Source organism: Echinicola salinicaeni (assembly GCF_014280965.1).
Taxonomy (GTDB): Bacteria; Bacteroidota; Bacteroidia; order Cytophagales; family Cyclobacteriaceae; genus Echinicola; species Echinicola salinicaeni.
The window spans coordinates 189092-205203 of the sequence record NZ_JACODZ010000004.1 but is presented as its reverse complement, the minus strand read 5'-3'; the positions used below and the strand labels follow the sequence as shown (position 1 = coordinate 205203).

16 protein-coding genes are annotated in these 16112 nt (G+C 38.0%); 9 read left to right on the top strand and 7 right to left on the bottom strand.

Annotation, left to right across the window (positions count from 1 at the left end):
- The first annotated feature begins 10 nt into the window (after positions 1 to 10).
- Positions 11 to 370, top strand: coding sequence for a preprotein translocase subunit SecG (gene secG, locus H7U17_RS08835; RefSeq protein ID WP_186756346.1), 360 nt, complete (start codon positions 11 to 13; stop codon positions 368 to 370).
- A 167-nt stretch (positions 371 to 537) separates the two neighbouring features.
- On the top strand, positions 538 to 1521 hold the full coding sequence (locus H7U17_RS08830; protein ID WP_186756345.1) for a sterol desaturase family protein: 984 nt from the start codon (positions 538 to 540) through the stop codon (positions 1519 to 1521).
- Between the two features lie 30 nt (positions 1522 to 1551).
- Here H7U17_RS08830 and H7U17_RS08825 read toward each other — a convergent pair whose 3' ends face one another.
- Positions 1552 to 2259, bottom strand: coding sequence for a hypothetical protein (locus H7U17_RS08825; RefSeq protein ID WP_186756344.1), 708 nt, complete (start codon positions 2257 to 2259; stop codon positions 1552 to 1554).
- Between the two features lie 220 nt (positions 2260 to 2479).
- Here H7U17_RS08825 and H7U17_RS08820 point away from each other — a divergent pair, with 220 nt between their 5' ends.
- The 3 genes from H7U17_RS08820 (at position 2480) to H7U17_RS08810 (ending at position 5034) form a co-directional block, all read left to right on the top strand.
- Positions 2480 to 2758: a co-chaperone GroES gene (locus H7U17_RS08820; RefSeq protein WP_186756343.1), complete on the top strand. Its 279-nt coding sequence runs from the start codon at positions 2480 to 2482 to the stop codon at positions 2756 to 2758.
- A gap of 49 nt (positions 2759 to 2807) precedes the next feature.
- Positions 2808 to 4442, top strand: a complete 1635-nt coding sequence (gene groL / locus H7U17_RS08815) for a chaperonin GroEL (protein ID WP_186756342.1) — start codon at positions 2808 to 2810, stop codon at positions 4440 to 4442.
- Positions 4443 to 4638: 196 nt separating this feature from the next.
- Positions 4639 to 5034, top strand: a complete 396-nt coding sequence (locus H7U17_RS08810) for a response regulator (protein ID WP_186756341.1) — start codon at positions 4639 to 4641, stop codon at positions 5032 to 5034.
- A gap of 31 nt (positions 5035 to 5065) precedes the next feature.
- Here the strand turns inward: H7U17_RS08810 and gloA2 are convergent, their stop codons facing one another.
- Positions 5066 to 5449 (bottom strand): SMU1112c/YaeR family gloxylase I-like metalloprotein, encoded by a 384-nt coding sequence (gloA2, locus tag H7U17_RS08805; RefSeq protein WP_186756340.1) that lies wholly within the window; start codon positions 5447 to 5449, stop codon positions 5066 to 5068.
- A 188-nt stretch (positions 5450 to 5637) separates the two neighbouring features.
- Here gloA2 and H7U17_RS08800 point away from each other — a divergent pair, with 188 nt between their 5' ends.
- Positions 5638 to 6360: a hypothetical protein gene (locus tag H7U17_RS08800; protein ID WP_186756339.1), complete on the top strand. Its 723-nt coding sequence runs from the start codon at positions 5638 to 5640 to the stop codon at positions 6358 to 6360.
- 15 nt (positions 6361 to 6375) lie between these two features.
- Here H7U17_RS08800 and rfbA read toward each other — a convergent pair whose 3' ends face one another.
- Together rfbA and H7U17_RS08790 are read right to left on the bottom strand one after the other, a co-directional pair.
- Positions 6376 to 7236: a glucose-1-phosphate thymidylyltransferase RfbA gene (gene rfbA, locus H7U17_RS08795; RefSeq protein WP_186756338.1), complete on the bottom strand. Its 861-nt coding sequence runs from the start codon at positions 7234 to 7236 to the stop codon at positions 6376 to 6378.
- Positions 7237 to 7395: 159 nt separating this feature from the next.
- Positions 7396 to 8850, bottom strand: a complete 1455-nt coding sequence (locus H7U17_RS08790; protein WP_186756337.1) for an alpha-L-fucosidase — start codon at positions 8848 to 8850, stop codon at positions 7396 to 7398.
- A gap of 305 nt (positions 8851 to 9155) precedes the next feature.
- Here H7U17_RS08790 and H7U17_RS08785 point away from each other — a divergent pair, with 305 nt between their 5' ends.
- Entirely contained in the window at positions 9156 to 9917 is a 762-nt protein-coding gene (locus H7U17_RS08785) for a creatininase family protein (RefSeq protein WP_186756336.1), read from the top strand.
- A 49-nt stretch (positions 9918 to 9966) separates the two neighbouring features.
- Here H7U17_RS08785 and H7U17_RS08780 read toward each other — a convergent pair whose 3' ends face one another.
- Entirely contained in the window at positions 9967 to 12129 is a 2163-nt protein-coding gene (locus tag H7U17_RS08780; protein ID WP_186756335.1) for a glutamine synthetase III family protein, read from the bottom strand.
- A gap of 234 nt (positions 12130 to 12363) precedes the next feature.
- Here H7U17_RS08780 and mtaB point away from each other — a divergent pair, with 234 nt between their 5' ends.
- Both mtaB and H7U17_RS08770 read left to right on the top strand, forming a co-directional pair.
- Positions 12364 to 13683 carry a tRNA (N(6)-L-threonylcarbamoyladenosine(37)-C(2))-methylthiotransferase MtaB gene (gene mtaB, locus H7U17_RS08775; protein WP_186756334.1) on the top strand — a complete coding sequence of 440 codons (1320 nt, stop codon included), beginning with the start codon at positions 12364 to 12366 and terminating at the stop codon, positions 13681 to 13683.
- 110 nt (positions 13684 to 13793) lie between these two features.
- On the top strand, positions 13794 to 14147 hold the full coding sequence (locus tag H7U17_RS08770) for a DUF805 domain-containing protein (protein ID WP_186756333.1): 354 nt from the start codon (positions 13794 to 13796) through the stop codon (positions 14145 to 14147).
- A gap of 2 nt (positions 14148 to 14149) precedes the next feature.
- Here the strand turns inward: H7U17_RS08770 and H7U17_RS08765 are convergent, their stop codons facing one another.
- On the bottom strand, positions 14150 to 15394 hold the full coding sequence (locus H7U17_RS08765) for an ABC transporter permease (RefSeq protein ID WP_186756332.1): 1245 nt from the start codon (positions 15392 to 15394) through the stop codon (positions 14150 to 14152).
- Between the two features lie 106 nt (positions 15395 to 15500).
- A complete protein-coding gene (miaE, locus tag H7U17_RS08760; protein WP_186756331.1) occupies positions 15501 to 16112 on the bottom strand; it encodes a tRNA-(ms[2]io[6]A)-hydroxylase in 612 nt (203 codons plus the stop codon).

Genomic DNA, 16112 nt, shown 5'->3' with positions numbered 1-16112 from the left:
TCAATATTATATGTTTACTTTAATAATCAGTGTCATCATCGTTTTGGCCGTATTATTGGTACTAGTGATTTTGGGCCAAAATTCAAAAGGCGGTGTTGGTGCTGCATTTGGAGGAAGTGCTTCACAAATCATGGGGGTTACCAAAACTGGAAATATCCTTGAAAAATCCACTTGGGTTTTGGCGATCGCCATCCTAGTGCTTTCCCTAATTTCCTCCGCGTTCATTAACGAAACTACCTCTGTGGGAGATGAGTACAATTCTCCCAATATAGAAAACGCTAAAGAGCAAGGGATAACACCTGCTTTTGGTGAAGGAGAGAGTATACTTCCTAGTGAACAAGAAGCTACTCCTACTGATAGTGCAGAATAAGCATATAAACAGAAGACTCCAGATAGCCCGTTAGATAAACGGGCTATTTTTGTTTATCGCCTCTATTTTTCTAAATTTTTGTTAATAAACCCGTTTAATTTTGGCACTATCTTGATTTAGTAGTACCTTTTAATTTATGCTAAACCAAATCAGTTAAACTTTATTTTATGTTTGAAAATTATCAAAGCCTTGAAGATTTAGGAGCAAATGACTGGCCAAATATCATCTTATGGGCTGCACCTGTAATGTTCGCGTTGGTATTTGCAGAATGGGGATTAAGTATTTACAAAAACAGAGATTCATATGATGGCAAGGATTTCCTAGCAGCATCCTCCATTGGCCTAATCAACGTAGGAATAAGCGCCTTAATCAAGGTAGCTTTATTTTCTGCCGTCCTTTTCTTTTGGAATATTGTACCTTGGAAAATCCCAGCAACTTGGTGGTCTTTTATCCCCTGCTTCATTGCAATTGATTTTGCCAGATACTGGGCACACAGGGTTGCCCATGAACAGCGATTTTGGTGGGCCACTCATGTCACTCACCATAACTCAAGCAAATATAATTTTTCTGTTTCATTTAGATTAAGCTGGACCCAACATATTAAATTCATATTTTTCATCCCTGTGGTGATGATAGGATTTGATCCATTTGTTTTCTTTATCTGCCATCAAATAGCTGTTCTATACCAGTTTTGGATCCATACAGAGTACATCAAGAAACTTCCTGCTCCCATCGAATATATTTTCACCACACCTTCACACCATAGGGTTCACCATGCCAGTGACGAACATTATTTGGACAAAAACTATGGTTCAACCTTTATCATTTGGGACAGAATCTTTGGGACTTTCATGCCAGAAGCCGAAACTCCAAACTATGGCATCACTAAACCAGTAACTTCTTACAATCCGGTTTATTTGGTATTCCATGAATGGTACGATATAGTAAACGACTTGAAGCAGGCTGAGAATTTCAAAGAGGCTTATAAAATCCTATTTGGCAAACCAGGAGACGAAGTAATAAAAAACAGAGAAGTCAGAAGGCAAAAGCTCAAAGAAGCTAAAGAGGGTACAACGGATTCTAAAACCAGTCCGGCCCCAATACTCAATGAAAAAGAACCTTCGCTTCTTCAAAAGAGAATGGATAAATAAAATCAAAAGCGCCTCGATCAAGGCGCTTTTTTATGCAATCATTTTCATCAGAATCCGCTTACTGATGGGCACTACTGTTTCAATTAAAGGCACTTTCTTTTTACTATGCGCCCTCCATGTCGCAGGGTTGGGCAAATCTTTATTTAACTTAACCAGTTCAAGTTTAATATGCTCCAAGCTTTGATCAAGAGAATGGTGTCGTTTATCCAAAAAACTAAAAGCTATACCTCTTAACTTCTCAAAACTATTTTCAAATAATTTAACTTGATAACGGTAGATGAAAAGGTCAGATGAATGATCAAAAGAAAAAATAACATACCCTTCTTTTTGATAAATAGGACTCAAACCAACTGGCCCTACCTCAAGATTACTTTCAATCAGTTCATAAATGGTTTTACCTTGCTCAATTTGCTCTTTGATCTTAGGTATAGAATAAGCCATTATCTCTTCGAGCTCTTCCATCACTTCATCATCAGGCATTTCTATGGTCTTCCTTAGCTCAACCTTTTCATGATCTATCCCCATCAGCCGTTTAGGAAAAGATTGTTTGAGCACTTCCTTCTTATTAGAAAACCCCATTAGAATCTCATAATGCCTGACCAAATCACCCAGTGGTGGATAAAGTTTAATATCACTAAAATGCCTATCTACATGTTTTAAATAAGCCAATAGTAAATATTTCTTATACTCAAAATCTATCCAGCCTTCTACAATCCAGTTATCCGATAATGTTTTCATAGAGGATATAGTTTTACAGAATTTAATAAAAAACTGACATAGAAACGAATTTCAAAAAAGCAAAATTGACAGAAAGTTCAGGACATATCAACCAAACCTGACAAAGCCCCACGTTTTTTACGACTTTCTGTCATAAAATTTAAGGATTTTCCACTTGGCACAAGAAATGTAATAGAGGCTTTCAGAACATAGAAACTAACCTAAAAAAAACAATAAGATTATGTCAAAAGTGAACATCCAACCGCTTGCAGATAGAGTTCTAGTTGAACCGGCTGCAGCTGAAGAGAAAACAGCATCTGGACTTTATATCCCTGACACTGCCAAAGAAAAACCACAAAAAGGCACTGTAGTAGCTGTTGGAAACGGTAAAAAAGACGAACCTCTTACCGTGAAAGTAGGTGACACTGTACTTTATGGCAAATATGCTGGTACTGAGTTATCTGTTGAAGGTGCTGACTATTTGATCATGAGAGAATCAGACATTTTTGCTATTCTCTAAATCTTCACTTTAAAAGTTTAATCAAACAAAACATTAAAAGTAAACAAAAATGGCAAAGGAATTATTTTTCGATACAGACGCTAGAGACAAACTGAAAAAAGGAGTTGATGCTCTTGCTGAGGCGGTAAAAGTAACATTAGGCCCAAAAGGTAGAAATGTAATTATTGACAAAAAATTTGGTGCACCTACTATCACTAAAGATGGTGTTTCTGTAGCCAAAGAAATCGAATTGGAAGAACCTATCGAAAACATGGGTGCTCAATTGGTTAAAGAAGTAGCTTCTAAAACTGCAGACAATGCAGGTGATGGTACTACTACTGCTACTGTTTTGACCCAGTCTATTTTCAACGTAGGTATCAAAAACGTAGCGGCCGGAGCTAACCCTATGGACCTTAAAAGAGGTATCGACAAGGCTGTTAGTGCTGTAGTTGCTGAATTGAAAGCTACTTCTAAAGCCATCTCAACATCTAAAGAGATCGCTCAAGTAGGTACTATCTCTGCCAACAATGACGAGGAAATCGGTAATATGATTGCTGATGCCATGGACAAAGTAGGTAAAGATGGCGTTATCACTGTAGAAGAAGCTAAAGGTACTGAAACTGAAGTTAGAACTGTAGAAGGTATGCAGTTTGACAGAGGTTACCTTTCTCCATATTTCACTACCAACACTGAGAAAATGGAAGCTGAATTGGAGAACCCTTATATCTTGATCTACGACAAGAAGATCTCTTCAATGAAAGAATTGCTTCCTGTATTGGAGCCAGTAGCACAATCAGGCAAGCCGCTATTGATCATTGCTGAAGATGTAGACGGAGAAGCGCTAGCTACCTTGGTAGTTAACAAAATTAGAGGTGCACTTAAAGTAGCAGCTGTTAAAGCTCCTGGTTTTGGAGACAGAAGAAAAGCCATGTTAGAAGACATCGCTATCCTAACTGGTGGAACTGTTATCTCTGAAGAAAGAGGCTACAAACTTGAAAATGCTTCTATCGAGTACCTAGGTACAGCTGACAAAGTAAACATTGATAAAGACAACACTACTATCGTTAACGGTGCTGGTGAAAAGTCTGCTATTGAAGCTAGAATTGCTGAGATCAAATCTCAAATTGAAAAAACTACTTCTGACTACGACAGAGAGAAACTTCAAGAAAGACTAGCTAAGCTTTCTGGTGGTGTAGCTATCCTATATATTGGTGCTGCTACTGAAGTAGAAATGAAAGAAAAGAAAGATCGTGTAGATGATGCACTTCACGCAACTAGAGCAGCTGTTCAAGAAGGTGTTGTTGTTGGTGGTGGTGTAGCATTGATCAGAGCTTCTTCTGCCCTAGAAGGACTGAAAGGTGATAACGATGACCAAGACACTGGTATAAATATCATCAAACAAGCTATCGAATCTCCTCTTAGATCTATCGTAGCCAACGCAGGTGCTGAAGGATCTGTAGTGATCAACAAGATCAAAGAAGGAACTGGAAACTTTGGTTATAATGCCCGCACTGACAAGTTTGAAGACTTGTTCGAGTCTGGTGTAATTGATCCTACTAAAGTAACTAGATTAGCGCTTGAAAATGCTGCTTCGATTGCTGCATTGCTATTGACTACCGAATGTGTAGTAGCAGATGTTAAAGAAGAAGCTTCTGCTGCAGCTGCTCCTCCTATGGGAGGTGGCGGAATGGGTGGTATGATGTAAACACCTTCTGCAAACTGGAAAACACAAATTTTAAGGGGACTGATTATCAGTCCCCTTATTTTTTCACCAAGCAGGACAACTAGAGCCATATTAAAAAAGTACAAATCAGCCCCTAAATAATTTTTCAAAACTTAAAATATAATTGTATCTTACCTAGAATTGGCACAGTAAAACTTGAAATTATAAGGCGCGATTGATGTATTCATTTGATTCAATTGTTTTAATAGACGACGACCCTATCAATAATCTCATCAACAAAAGATTAATCGGTAAAACGAACCTAAGTTCTAATGTAGATGAGTTTCTTGAAGCAGAAATCGCGCTTGAAAAAATAATCAACCTTAACAATCAGAAAAGATTACTTATCCTCCTAGATATCAATATGCCCGTAATGAATGGTTGGGATTTCTTGAATCAATATGAGGAAAAATGTCCCGATAGGAATGACATAATTTTAATGCTATCCAGTTCTATCGACTTCCAGGACAGAAAAAAATCACAAGAATATGCTTCTGTTAAAGGTTTCATCGAAAAACCCTTAACCAATGAAAAACTCTTTGAAATCATCCCCGAACAAGTAAAGAATAAGTAACCTCTTTCCTTCCAATAATTTTTAACACGTATTACTCCTCGTAAAACTCAATGGGAAGCCCGTCAGGATCTGAAAGAAAAACAAACCTTTTTCCCGTCCATTCATCAATTCTTACCTTTTCCGTCCTCACTCCCTGCTCGCCTAGTACAGCAATAGTCTTTTCCAAATCATCTACAGAAAAAGCCAAATGCCTTAAACCACATGCTTCAGGCCTGGAAACCCTTCTTGGAGGATCAGGAAAAGAAAATAACTCTATTATATACGCTCCATCCAAAGCCAAATCTAGCTTATACGATTGCCTTTCTTCTCTAAAAACTTCCCTTAAGATTTCCAAACCTAAAACTTCAGTATAAAACCATTTCGAACGAGGATAATTTGAGCAAATTATAGCGATATGATGAATTCCTTTAAGCATTATTCAAGATTATAATAAAAAAACAAACTCCAAAATATCCTTTGATGGATATCCTTTTACAATTTATAAATTGTATGCAATGCATTTTATTTATTCCAACGTCAAAAAATGGAACAATGCTTGCTATTATTTTTAATTATCCCAATATTAACCTTACCCAATTGCATATCATCCCATAAAATTTGGAAATGACTTATAAGAAACTATTACTCCTAAGCCTCATTATTTTTTTTATATCATGCCAATTCTCTGGTGCGCAAAACTTCTACATAGAAAAAACACCCAGAAAATATTCTGCCCACTTAGGCATTGGTCCCGCATCGATGTATGCTGATAATGGTGGCCCATATAGAAATTTTGAATTCCCTATTTTCCCTGCTTTTAGCTTTGGCTTGGCTTCAAAGATTTCAAGGAGGACCAATTTAAGAGGTACATTTGGCTTTCAACCGGTTTCCAGTAATTTGGATTATATACCTGATCTGGCCATACAATGGGGAGAAAAAAATAAAGCCTATGCATTTTCTGGAAATGCATACACCTTGGACCTAATGCCGGAATTCTACCTCTCCATGTATGATTCTCATATAGAAAGGCCCAAATACAATTTCTATGGAGGACTTGGATTAGGGATAATTATGGTTTTCAGGGAACAGGCATTAGCCAAAACAGATGAAGTAATCATTCAAGATGCCACTTCCACCTCTGTCTATATCCCTATCAGAATCGGAGGTACCATAGGGATAAGCCCCCATTGGGACATTGGATTTGAAGGAACCCTAATAAGCACTTTTTCAGATTATCTTGATGGAAATGAAGGATCAAATACCACCAACGACATGCTAATTCAAGGACAGTTCTTTGTAAAAAGATACTTATCTCCTTTTCCATTCTGGAAAAAAAGAGTCAATTAAACAGCTCTGAAACCACTACTCAACCAATCTTTTCAAATACACCCCATAACCACTCTTGCCTAGCTTATTAGCCAATTTCAACAACTGTTTCTTCTCGATAAAACCTTTTCTATAAGCTACCTCTTCCACACAGCCAATTTTTAACCCTTGCCGCTCCTCAATTACTTCAACAAACTGGGCAGCTTGCAACAGTGACTGATGAGTTCCAGTGTCCAACCAAGCAGTCCCACGACTTAAAATCCCTACACTTAACTCCTCATCCTTTAAATAAACGTTGTTCACATCCGTGATCTCCAATTCTCCACGAGAGCTTGGTTTAATATTTTTGGCAATCTCAACGACTCTATTATCATAAAAATAAAGCCCAGGGACGGCATAATTTGACTTTGGCTTTTCTGGTTTTTCCTCAATGCTGATAGCCTTTTGTTCCCCATCAAATTGAACCACTCCATAGCGCTGAGGATCGTTCACATGATAAGCAAAAACCACCCCACCTTCCGGATCAGTATGCTTCATTAAGGTCTCTTGTAAACCTGACCCATAAAATATATTGTCACCCAATATAAGTGCTACCTTATCATCACCAATAAACTCCTCACCAATCACAAATGCCTGAACTAATCCTTCTGGTTTAGGCTGAATCGCAAAGGAAAATTCACATCCCAAATGAGAACCATCCCCTAATAGTTTTTGAAAGGCATCAGCATCCTCAGGAGTAGTGATAATCAATATTTCCCTAATTCCTGCCATCATCAATACTGACAAAGGATAATAAATCATCGGTTTATCATATACTGGCATTAATTGCTTGCTTAAAGCAATCGTCAATGGGTAAAGACGTGTTCCGGATCCACCGGCAAGAATAATCCCTTTCATAATAAAAATCTTTCTTCGAAACGCTAAGATAAGGCTTGTTTAACAAATATTAAATATGGGCTTCGATAATCAAACAATAAGCCAATTTCCTTAAACAGTCAAAAAAAAAGCCCGAAGGGAATCCTTCCCCCCAGGCTTTGACCCTAATAAATATTTTTATTAATTCTCAAATTCAAATACCAACGCCTCTTTTTGCTTTATTCTGCGCTTAACAGCATTTGGTATTTTCACTTGAAACGTATTATGATTCTCCGTAACACTTAACCTTTTATTCCCTTCCAATAATATAACCTTTTTCCCATCTACTGGCTGCTCTGAAGACCAGGATATAAGATCCGGAATTTCATCCCCCTCAGCAATCAATTTTATCGCGTATTTCTTTCCACTTTTCTTATTTTGGGTAAAATAAACATCTCCGTCTTGATAGAAATCCACTGTTCTGCTACCATAAATGGCTTTACCATTTACATCAAGCCAGTCTCCTATTCCTTTCAACCGTTTCACATCCTCATCTGGTATTAGCCCTTCTGGTGTTGGGCCTACTCCTAACAATAAACTCCCTCCTTTAGCTACTACTTCGACCAAAGTATGGACTACTTTAGTAACAGATTTATAATTTTGATTAGGCACATATCCCCAGGCATGCCCTAAAGTCATACAAGACTCCCAAGGATTATCAATTTTCTTTTCAGGGACACTTTGTTCTGGAGTCTGATAATTCTCATATGGACCATGAACCGTCCTGTCCACCATTATCAATCCGGGCTGTGCCTCTCTTGCCATTTTAGCTATTTTTGGCATATCAATATCTTGGCTCCATTCTGGAATCCTTGCGCCCCAGGCCCTTACTTCATCATTAACAGTTTCCAAAGGTCTTACCCATCCTCCATCTAACCAAAGGATATCGATATCACCATAACCATGCATCAACTCGCTGATCTGATTAAAGGTAAACTCTTTGAACTTATTCCACCTCCAGGGGTTTTTCCTTATATCGTAATTATTATTCCGGTCTGCTGTAGCATACCGGGACCACCAATAATATTGCGAATGCCAGTCAGGCTTTGAAAAATAAGCTCCGATCATAAAATCCTTCTTTCTAAAAGCATCAAAGACATACTTTGCCACATCAGCCTTAGGGTTATCCTTGAATGGACCATCAGAGATCTTAAAATCAGTCTGTTGTGTATCAAACATATTAAAGCCATCGTGATGTTTAGTGGTAAACACCAAATACTTCATTCCTGCAGCTTCGGCAGCATCTGCCCATTGATCAGGATCAAAGTCAACTGGATTAAACTCATCCTTTAGTCCCCAATACCAATCCTTGAAACCATTATATGTAAAAGTACTATCTCTATTGATCCAATCTTCAGAGCAAAGCGCCCATGATTCTATCATACCTGGCACTGCATATAATCCCCAATGAATAATCATCCCAAATTTCAAATCTTGCCAATCTTCTAACTTCTCTATTACCAAAGGGTCCTGTGGAGCCTCATATACAGAAGATTGACGATGAAGATTATCTTCTTGGGCCAATGCAGCTTGTCCTAGCAGGCAAAACCCTGCTAGCATTAAGGATAAAGTAATTTTTAATTTCGCGGCACTCATTTACTATGCTTGTTAGGGTAATTATTTCAGAAAATAAATCTACAACTTTTATTCAATAATTAAAATTTTTATAAAAGATTTATGCAATACATAAACATTTGTCCTAAAAAGAAAATATGGTATAAAGAATACAAAATCCACAATCACGGCTAAAAATTTGTACAAGAAATTATTATATTATGAAACAGCCCTAATTATCAATATAACACCTATTTTCTTTCAACTAATCGGATAAATAATAACCCAAAATAGATTCTTTAAAAATTAATCCATCTCAAAAACCAAAAACACCACTAAACTTGCCTATGAAACCATATATGCTTGCTGAAGCAAACTGGAAAGACTTAAAAGACACCGTGATTGACTTGGCTATCCTCCCTTGGGGAGCCACAGAAGCCCATAACTACCACCTTCCCTACGGTACGGACATTTATGAAGCTGACGCTATAGCCAAAGAAGCTGGTAGGATTGCTTATGAAAAAGGAGCCAAAATAATGATACTACCAACCATACCTTATGGAGTCAATACAGGACAAACAGATATATTTCTTGACATGAACTTGAATCCCAGTACACAACTGGCCATAATTAATGATTTAGCTGAAGTCCTTCACCGACAAAAGGTCAGAAAACTACTTATTCTAAACAGCCATGGCGGAAATGACTTCAAAACCATCTTAAGGGAACTCGGACTTAAATACCCAGACATGTTTTTCTCAAGCTGCAATTGGTTTAAAGCACTAGACAAATCCAAATACTTCGATCATGAAGGGGACCATGCAGATGAAATGGAAACAAGCTTGATCATGCATTTACATCCCAATTTAGTTCGTCCACTTGATGAGGCGGGCTTAGGTGAGGAAAGAAAATCACTGGTTAAAGGAATCCGAGAAGGATGGGCATGGTCAGAAAGGAAATGGAGCAGAGTAACCAAAGACACGGGAATCGGCAACCCCAAACTTTCCTCAAAAGAAAAAGGTGAAAAATATTTCAAGGATGTCACTCAAAAAGTAGCCAACCTATTCATAGAACTAGCAGAACTTAATCAGTACGATCCATATGAATAAAAAAAGCCGGGCAAAACCCGGCTTTCTTATCATCTATTCTGATATCTTCTTATTTCAAGAACAACATCTCTCTGTACTTAGCCAATGGCCAGTACTCATCATCAACAAACAACTCAAGCTTGTCTGCAGAATATCTGATCTTATCGAAATAAGCATCCTTAACTTCTGAACTATAACCTTTAGCTCTCTTAGCGATATCTTCCTCTTTATTCAAGGTTCTTCTAGCATCAATCATCGCTAGTACATTGTCCTTCAAGGCAGAAATATGCTTACTGATCTCACTGATAGTCTCTACAACAGCTTTGGCATCCAAACCAAGACCTTTAAGACCATTAGCATTTTCGATCAACTTGTTTTGGTACTGAATAGCAGTAGGAATGATATGGTTCAACGCCAAGTCCCCCATAACACGAGATTCAATTTGAACCTTCATGATATAGTTCTCCAACCTGATCTCATGTCTCGCATGTAGCTCAGTTTCATTCAATACATTATGTCTTTCGTAAAGCTCAGCAGTTTGCTTTCTGATTAATACATCCAGAGCAAATGGAGTGCTCTTCAAGTTAGAAAGACCTCTCTTTTCAGCTTCTTTCTCCCATTCTTCAGAGTAACCGTCTCCTTCGAATCGTACTTTCTTGCTGTCTTTGATGTATTGTCTCAATACATTAACGATCGCAATTTTCTTCTCGTTACCTTTTTCGATTTCTGCTTGGATGTCTTTAGACATCTGACGAAGCGTATCTGCTACAATAACATTTAGAGCAGTCATTGGTCCTGCTACATTCGATGAAGAACCTACAGCCCTGAACTCAAATTTATTACCAGTAAAGGCGAATGGAGAAGTTCTGTTTCTATCGGTGTTATCCAATATGATTTCAGGAATCTTATTGATACCTAACTTCATATACATATTATCACCTTTTTCGATCTTGATGTTACCATTTTTCTCAAGCTCATCCAATACTTCTGTCAAGGTAGAACCCAAGAACACGGAAATAATGGCTGGAGGAGCTTCGTTTGCACCAAGTCTAAAGTCATTACCTGCAGAAGCAATACTTGCTCTCAAAAGATCCGCGTGATCATATACAGACTTGATTGTAGCAACCAAGAAAGTCAAGAACTGAAGATTCTCTCTAGCAGAGTTGCTTGGCTGGAACAAATTCACACCAGAATCAGTGATCAAAGACCAGTTATTATGCTTACCACTACCGTTAAGACCGGCAAATGGCTTCTCATGGAACAAGACTTTCAAGTCGTGCTGATCAGCAACTTTGTCCATCATGTCCATCAATAATTGGTTATGGTCAGTAGCCTTATTGATTTCTTCAAATACAGGAGCAACCTCAAATTGACCTGGAGCTACCTCATTGTGACGAGTAGAAACAGGGATGCCCAATTTCCAAGCTTCGATCTCAAAGTGTTTCATGAAAGCTTTTACTCTACTTGGGATAGAACCAAAGTAGTGATCATCCAATTGCTGACCTCTAGCAGGATTATGACCAAATACAGTTCTACCAGACATCACCAAGTCAGGTCTTGCTGCGTAAAGCGCCTTGTCAATAACAAAGTACTCTTGCTCAACACCCAAAGAAGGAGTTACCTTCTTCACATTTCTATCAAACAATTGACAAATCTGAGCAGCTGCAGAGCTAACCGCATCAACAGACTTCAATAAAGGAGTCTTATAATCAAGCGCTTCACCTGTATAAGAAACAAAAATCGTTGGAATGCAAAGGGTATTCTCAAAGATGAACATTGGAGAACTAGGATCCCATGCAGTATAACCTCTGGCTTCAAATGTAGTTCTGATACCACCATTTGGGAAAGAAGAGGCATCTGGCTCTTGTTGAACCAAAGCTGAACCTTTAAATTTCTCAATCCCGCCATGTGCATCAAAGAAAGTATCATGCTTCTCAGCAGTAGAACCCGTCAATGGTTGGAACCAGTGAGTGTAATGCGTTACACCCTTAGATAAAGCCCAAGCTTTAACCGCAGTTGCTACTTCTTCTGCACTAGATGAATCAATCTTAGATCCTTTCTCAATTGCTTCACTAACCTTTTTGTATACGGTTGGAGCTAATGATTCTTTCATTTCGGTCAAACCGAACACCTCAGAACCATAATAATCAGAAATTTTGTGTGACGGAGCTTCAAAAGACGCTTGCTCTCTTGACTGCACCATCATTAATGATTTTTGTCGTAAAGTCGCCATGTTTTAATAATGTGGTTTAAAAACAGTAGCGAAGATACGCAAAAATCTGAAATAAAAAGAAAAATCGTATTTTTTTGAGGCATTCTTTGTAAAAACAGCATTATTTCACAGAAATAAGCCCCAATTTCACACGAAACACCCGTTTTTTGCGCAAAATCCTCAGAATAAACCGAAAATTGCAAACTGAAATAATATACTTAAATTTGCAACTCATTGTAAATTCGAAAAGTAGGTTTGAAAAAGGTAGCATTTTATACGTTGGGTTGCAAACTGAATTATTCAGAGACCTCTACGATTAGCCGTCAATTTGAGGAAAAGGGCTATAAAAAAGTAGGCTTTGAGGATAATCCAGACATCTTTATTATAAATACATGCTCGGTAACTGAAAATGCCGACAAAAAATGTAAAAAGATTGTCAAAGAGGCAAAAAAGATCTCCCCTAACTCTTACGTAACTATAATTGGCTGTTATGCTCAGTTAAAACCTAAAGAGATTTCTGAAATAAAAGGAGTAGATGCTGTTTTGGGCGCTGCTGAAAAATTCAGACTTATTGAACTTCTGGATGGCTTTGCCAAGGAACAGGAAACCAAAGTACTCGCTTCAGAAATCCAAGAAGCTACTACGTTTAATAATGCCTACTCCATGCATGACCGCACAAGGACCTTTCTAAAGGTTCAAGACGGCTGTAATTATGGATGTGCTTTTTGTACAATTCCCCTAGCCAGAGGAAAAAGCCGCAGTGATGCGATTGAAAATATTTTAGCATCCGCCCGTGAGATTGCTGAAACCGATGTTAAAGAAGTCGTATTAACAGGTGTAAATATTGGTGATTTTGGTATACAAAACGGAAAAAGAAAAGAGAAATTTTCTGACCTAGTGACTGCTTTAGATGAAGTTGAGGGGATAGATAGATTTAGAATTTCATCCATAGAACCTAACTTGCTCACCAATGAAATAATTGAATTTGCTTCTAAATCAAAGAGATTTGTACCCCATTTCCATATCCCGTTACAATCAGGCAGCAATACCATATTAAGAAAAATGGGCAGGAGGTACTTAAGAGAATTATATGTGGACAGAGTAAGCAAAATCAAATCCCTTATGCCCCATTGCTGCATTGGAGTAGATGTTATCGTAGGATTTCCAGGGGAAACAGATGAATTGTTCTTGGAAACCTATAATTTTCTAAATGAATTACCTGTAAGCTACCTACATGTTTTCACCTATTCAGAAAGAGCCAATACAAGGGCCACTGAAATGGAAGAAGTTGTTCCCATGAAAAAAAGGCATGAACGTAGTAAAATGCTCAGAATTCTCTCTGAAAAGAAAAAGCGTAAATTCTATGAAGAAAACCTCGGGGAGACATTAGAAGTATTATTTGAAGAGGATATTGAAGATGGTAAAATGCACGGTTTTACTGAAAACTATATTAGAGTATCAGCAAAATATGATCCTCTCCTCATAAACGAAATCAAAAAGGTCACTTTGGATGAAATCAATGATAAAGGGACAGTAGAAGTTTTAGAGCCTGAAACGATTTACGAAAAACACTAAATAAAGAAAGCACGCAAAATTAGCGTGCTTTTTTATTGCACCCATAGCTTTAGCAAACAATTATTTGTATTTTATTGTTAATTAAATAGAATTGTTTAAAAACGCTAGCTATGAAAACTATTCTCAAGACAACTGGTCGGATTACCAGAAGAAAGTACCTGTTACTTTTTATAGTATTTTACTTTATCAACTTGCTTTGCTTGATGATCATGTACGAATCGATCAAGCAACATAATTGGTTGACTTTTGTGATTTTTGGCATTCTCTTAATCACCACCATTGTATTATTAATGGTGCAAGCAATCAAAAGGTTCCACGATATTGGAATGGATTGGAAATATGCACTCTACCTACTGATTCCACCACCTGTAAACCTTATAGGTTTCATATTTCTGGCCATCAAAGAAGGTCAAAGAGGAACAAACGAATATGGTCCCGACCCTCGAAAAACAGACATTGTATAAATCTATTCGTACCGCAATGCTTCAATAGGATCCAACCTACTCGCTTTGATGGCTGGAATAACCCCTGAAACCAAACCTACTAAAACACATACAATAAAGGCCAGAATCATCCAAAGCCATGGGATTAAAAAACCTCCTGGACCAACTAGACTTGCTACAATATTTCCTATTCCCATGCCCAATAAGACACCAAAAACCCCTCCTATCACACAAATCACCACCGCCTCTATCAAAAATTGAATCCTAATTCTTCTTGGAGTGGCACCCAAAGCCTTTCTAATACCTATTTCCCGGGTTCTCTCTGTTACTGAAACCAACATAATATTCATCAAGCCTACAGATGCTCCTAGCAAAGTAATAAAACCAATACTAAAACCTCCAATCCTTAAATAGCCTGCCACTTCCTCTAAGCTTTCTCCGACATTATTTGACTTTACCACTTCGAATGAATCCTCCTGACCTATTCTATCCTGCCTTACTTTCCTCATAATCCCTATTGCCTGCCCCATTTCAAAATCCATTTTTGTAGGATCAGCTGTGGAAGCTGTTATAGTATATCTAAAAGTACCGTTTTGATCTAACCTGGAAGCATTCTCCACAGGAATAAAGATATTTCTATCCGCCCCGGAATCACCACCTACCGCACCCTGCTCTTCCAGCAGCCCCACAACAGTATACCGGTTTCCAAAAAATGAAACATAAGCCCCTAAGACCTCTTCTCCTTCCTCAAATAAGGTTTCTGCAATTTCGCTCCCTATAATGCAGACATTATTACCATAGCGAATTTCTACATTACTAAAGTTTCTTCCCTGCTCTAAATCATAGCCCTTGATCAATAGATAATTCTCATCCACACCTGTAATCCTTGTATTAGGGTTTGTGGTTACAGAACCTCTTTTCACCTCTGAAGAACCTGATACAGTTATATAAACAGTGGACAATCCATTATTGCCATACGCTTCTTTAAAGTCCAAAGCCTCACGATAACTTACTGGAGAATAACTCTTTTCGGCAACCCCGTCCTTTGTCACCCTCTGACCTGACGCTCTCTTAGTCCTTACATCAAAATTATTTGCTCCTAATCCTGAAAAACTCTCTTCAATCTGTGCTTTCATCCCGTCTATCGCTGTGAGCATCCCCACAAGGGAAGTGATCCCAATAGCAATGATCAAACCAGTCAGAATGGTTCTTAGCCAATTTGATTTAATTGACCGCATCGCTTCTCTAATGTTTTCCAGCAATTCCATATTCAATCTTTCCTTTTCTGGATAAAAATCAGGCTCATATTAGGAATAAAAACCTCCTAATACCAATAAATTTCTCTAAAAATAACCAAAAGAAGTAGTTACTTAACTAATGCATCCTATCTGAGCGCACATCAATATTCCTAAGCACATCCGCCTCATAAGCCAGCCATTCTTTCCACCTTTTATCAACCAATTCATATTCCTGGTATTTGCGTGCTAGCTCCAAAAAATTCACATAATGTCCTGCCTCCGAAATCATTAATTCATAATAAAAATGTTGAAGCTCTTCATCTGCTATATTTTTCCAAAGCAATTTAAAGCGTTCACAGCTTCTAGCTTCTATCAAGGCATTCATCAATAAATGCTCTGTCAATTGGGAAACCCTTGATCCTCCTTTACGCACAAATTGGTTCAGCTTGATCACGTACTCATCTTTCCTGGGAAACCCAAATTTAAATCCTCGCTTCCTGATTTGCTCCATCACCCTTTCAAAATGACCCCATTCCTCAGCCACCACCGGTGTCAACACCTCCACCAATTCTTCCAAATCTGGAAACCGAAGAATCAAAGAGATACAAGACGAAGCCGCTTTTTGTTCACAATATGCATGATCTACCAATATATCTTCCAGGTTCATGGAAGCTATATCTACCCACCTTGGATCAGTAGGCAATTGCAAATTCAACATTTTGTTTTTTGTGCTTTCTTCCCAACTCAT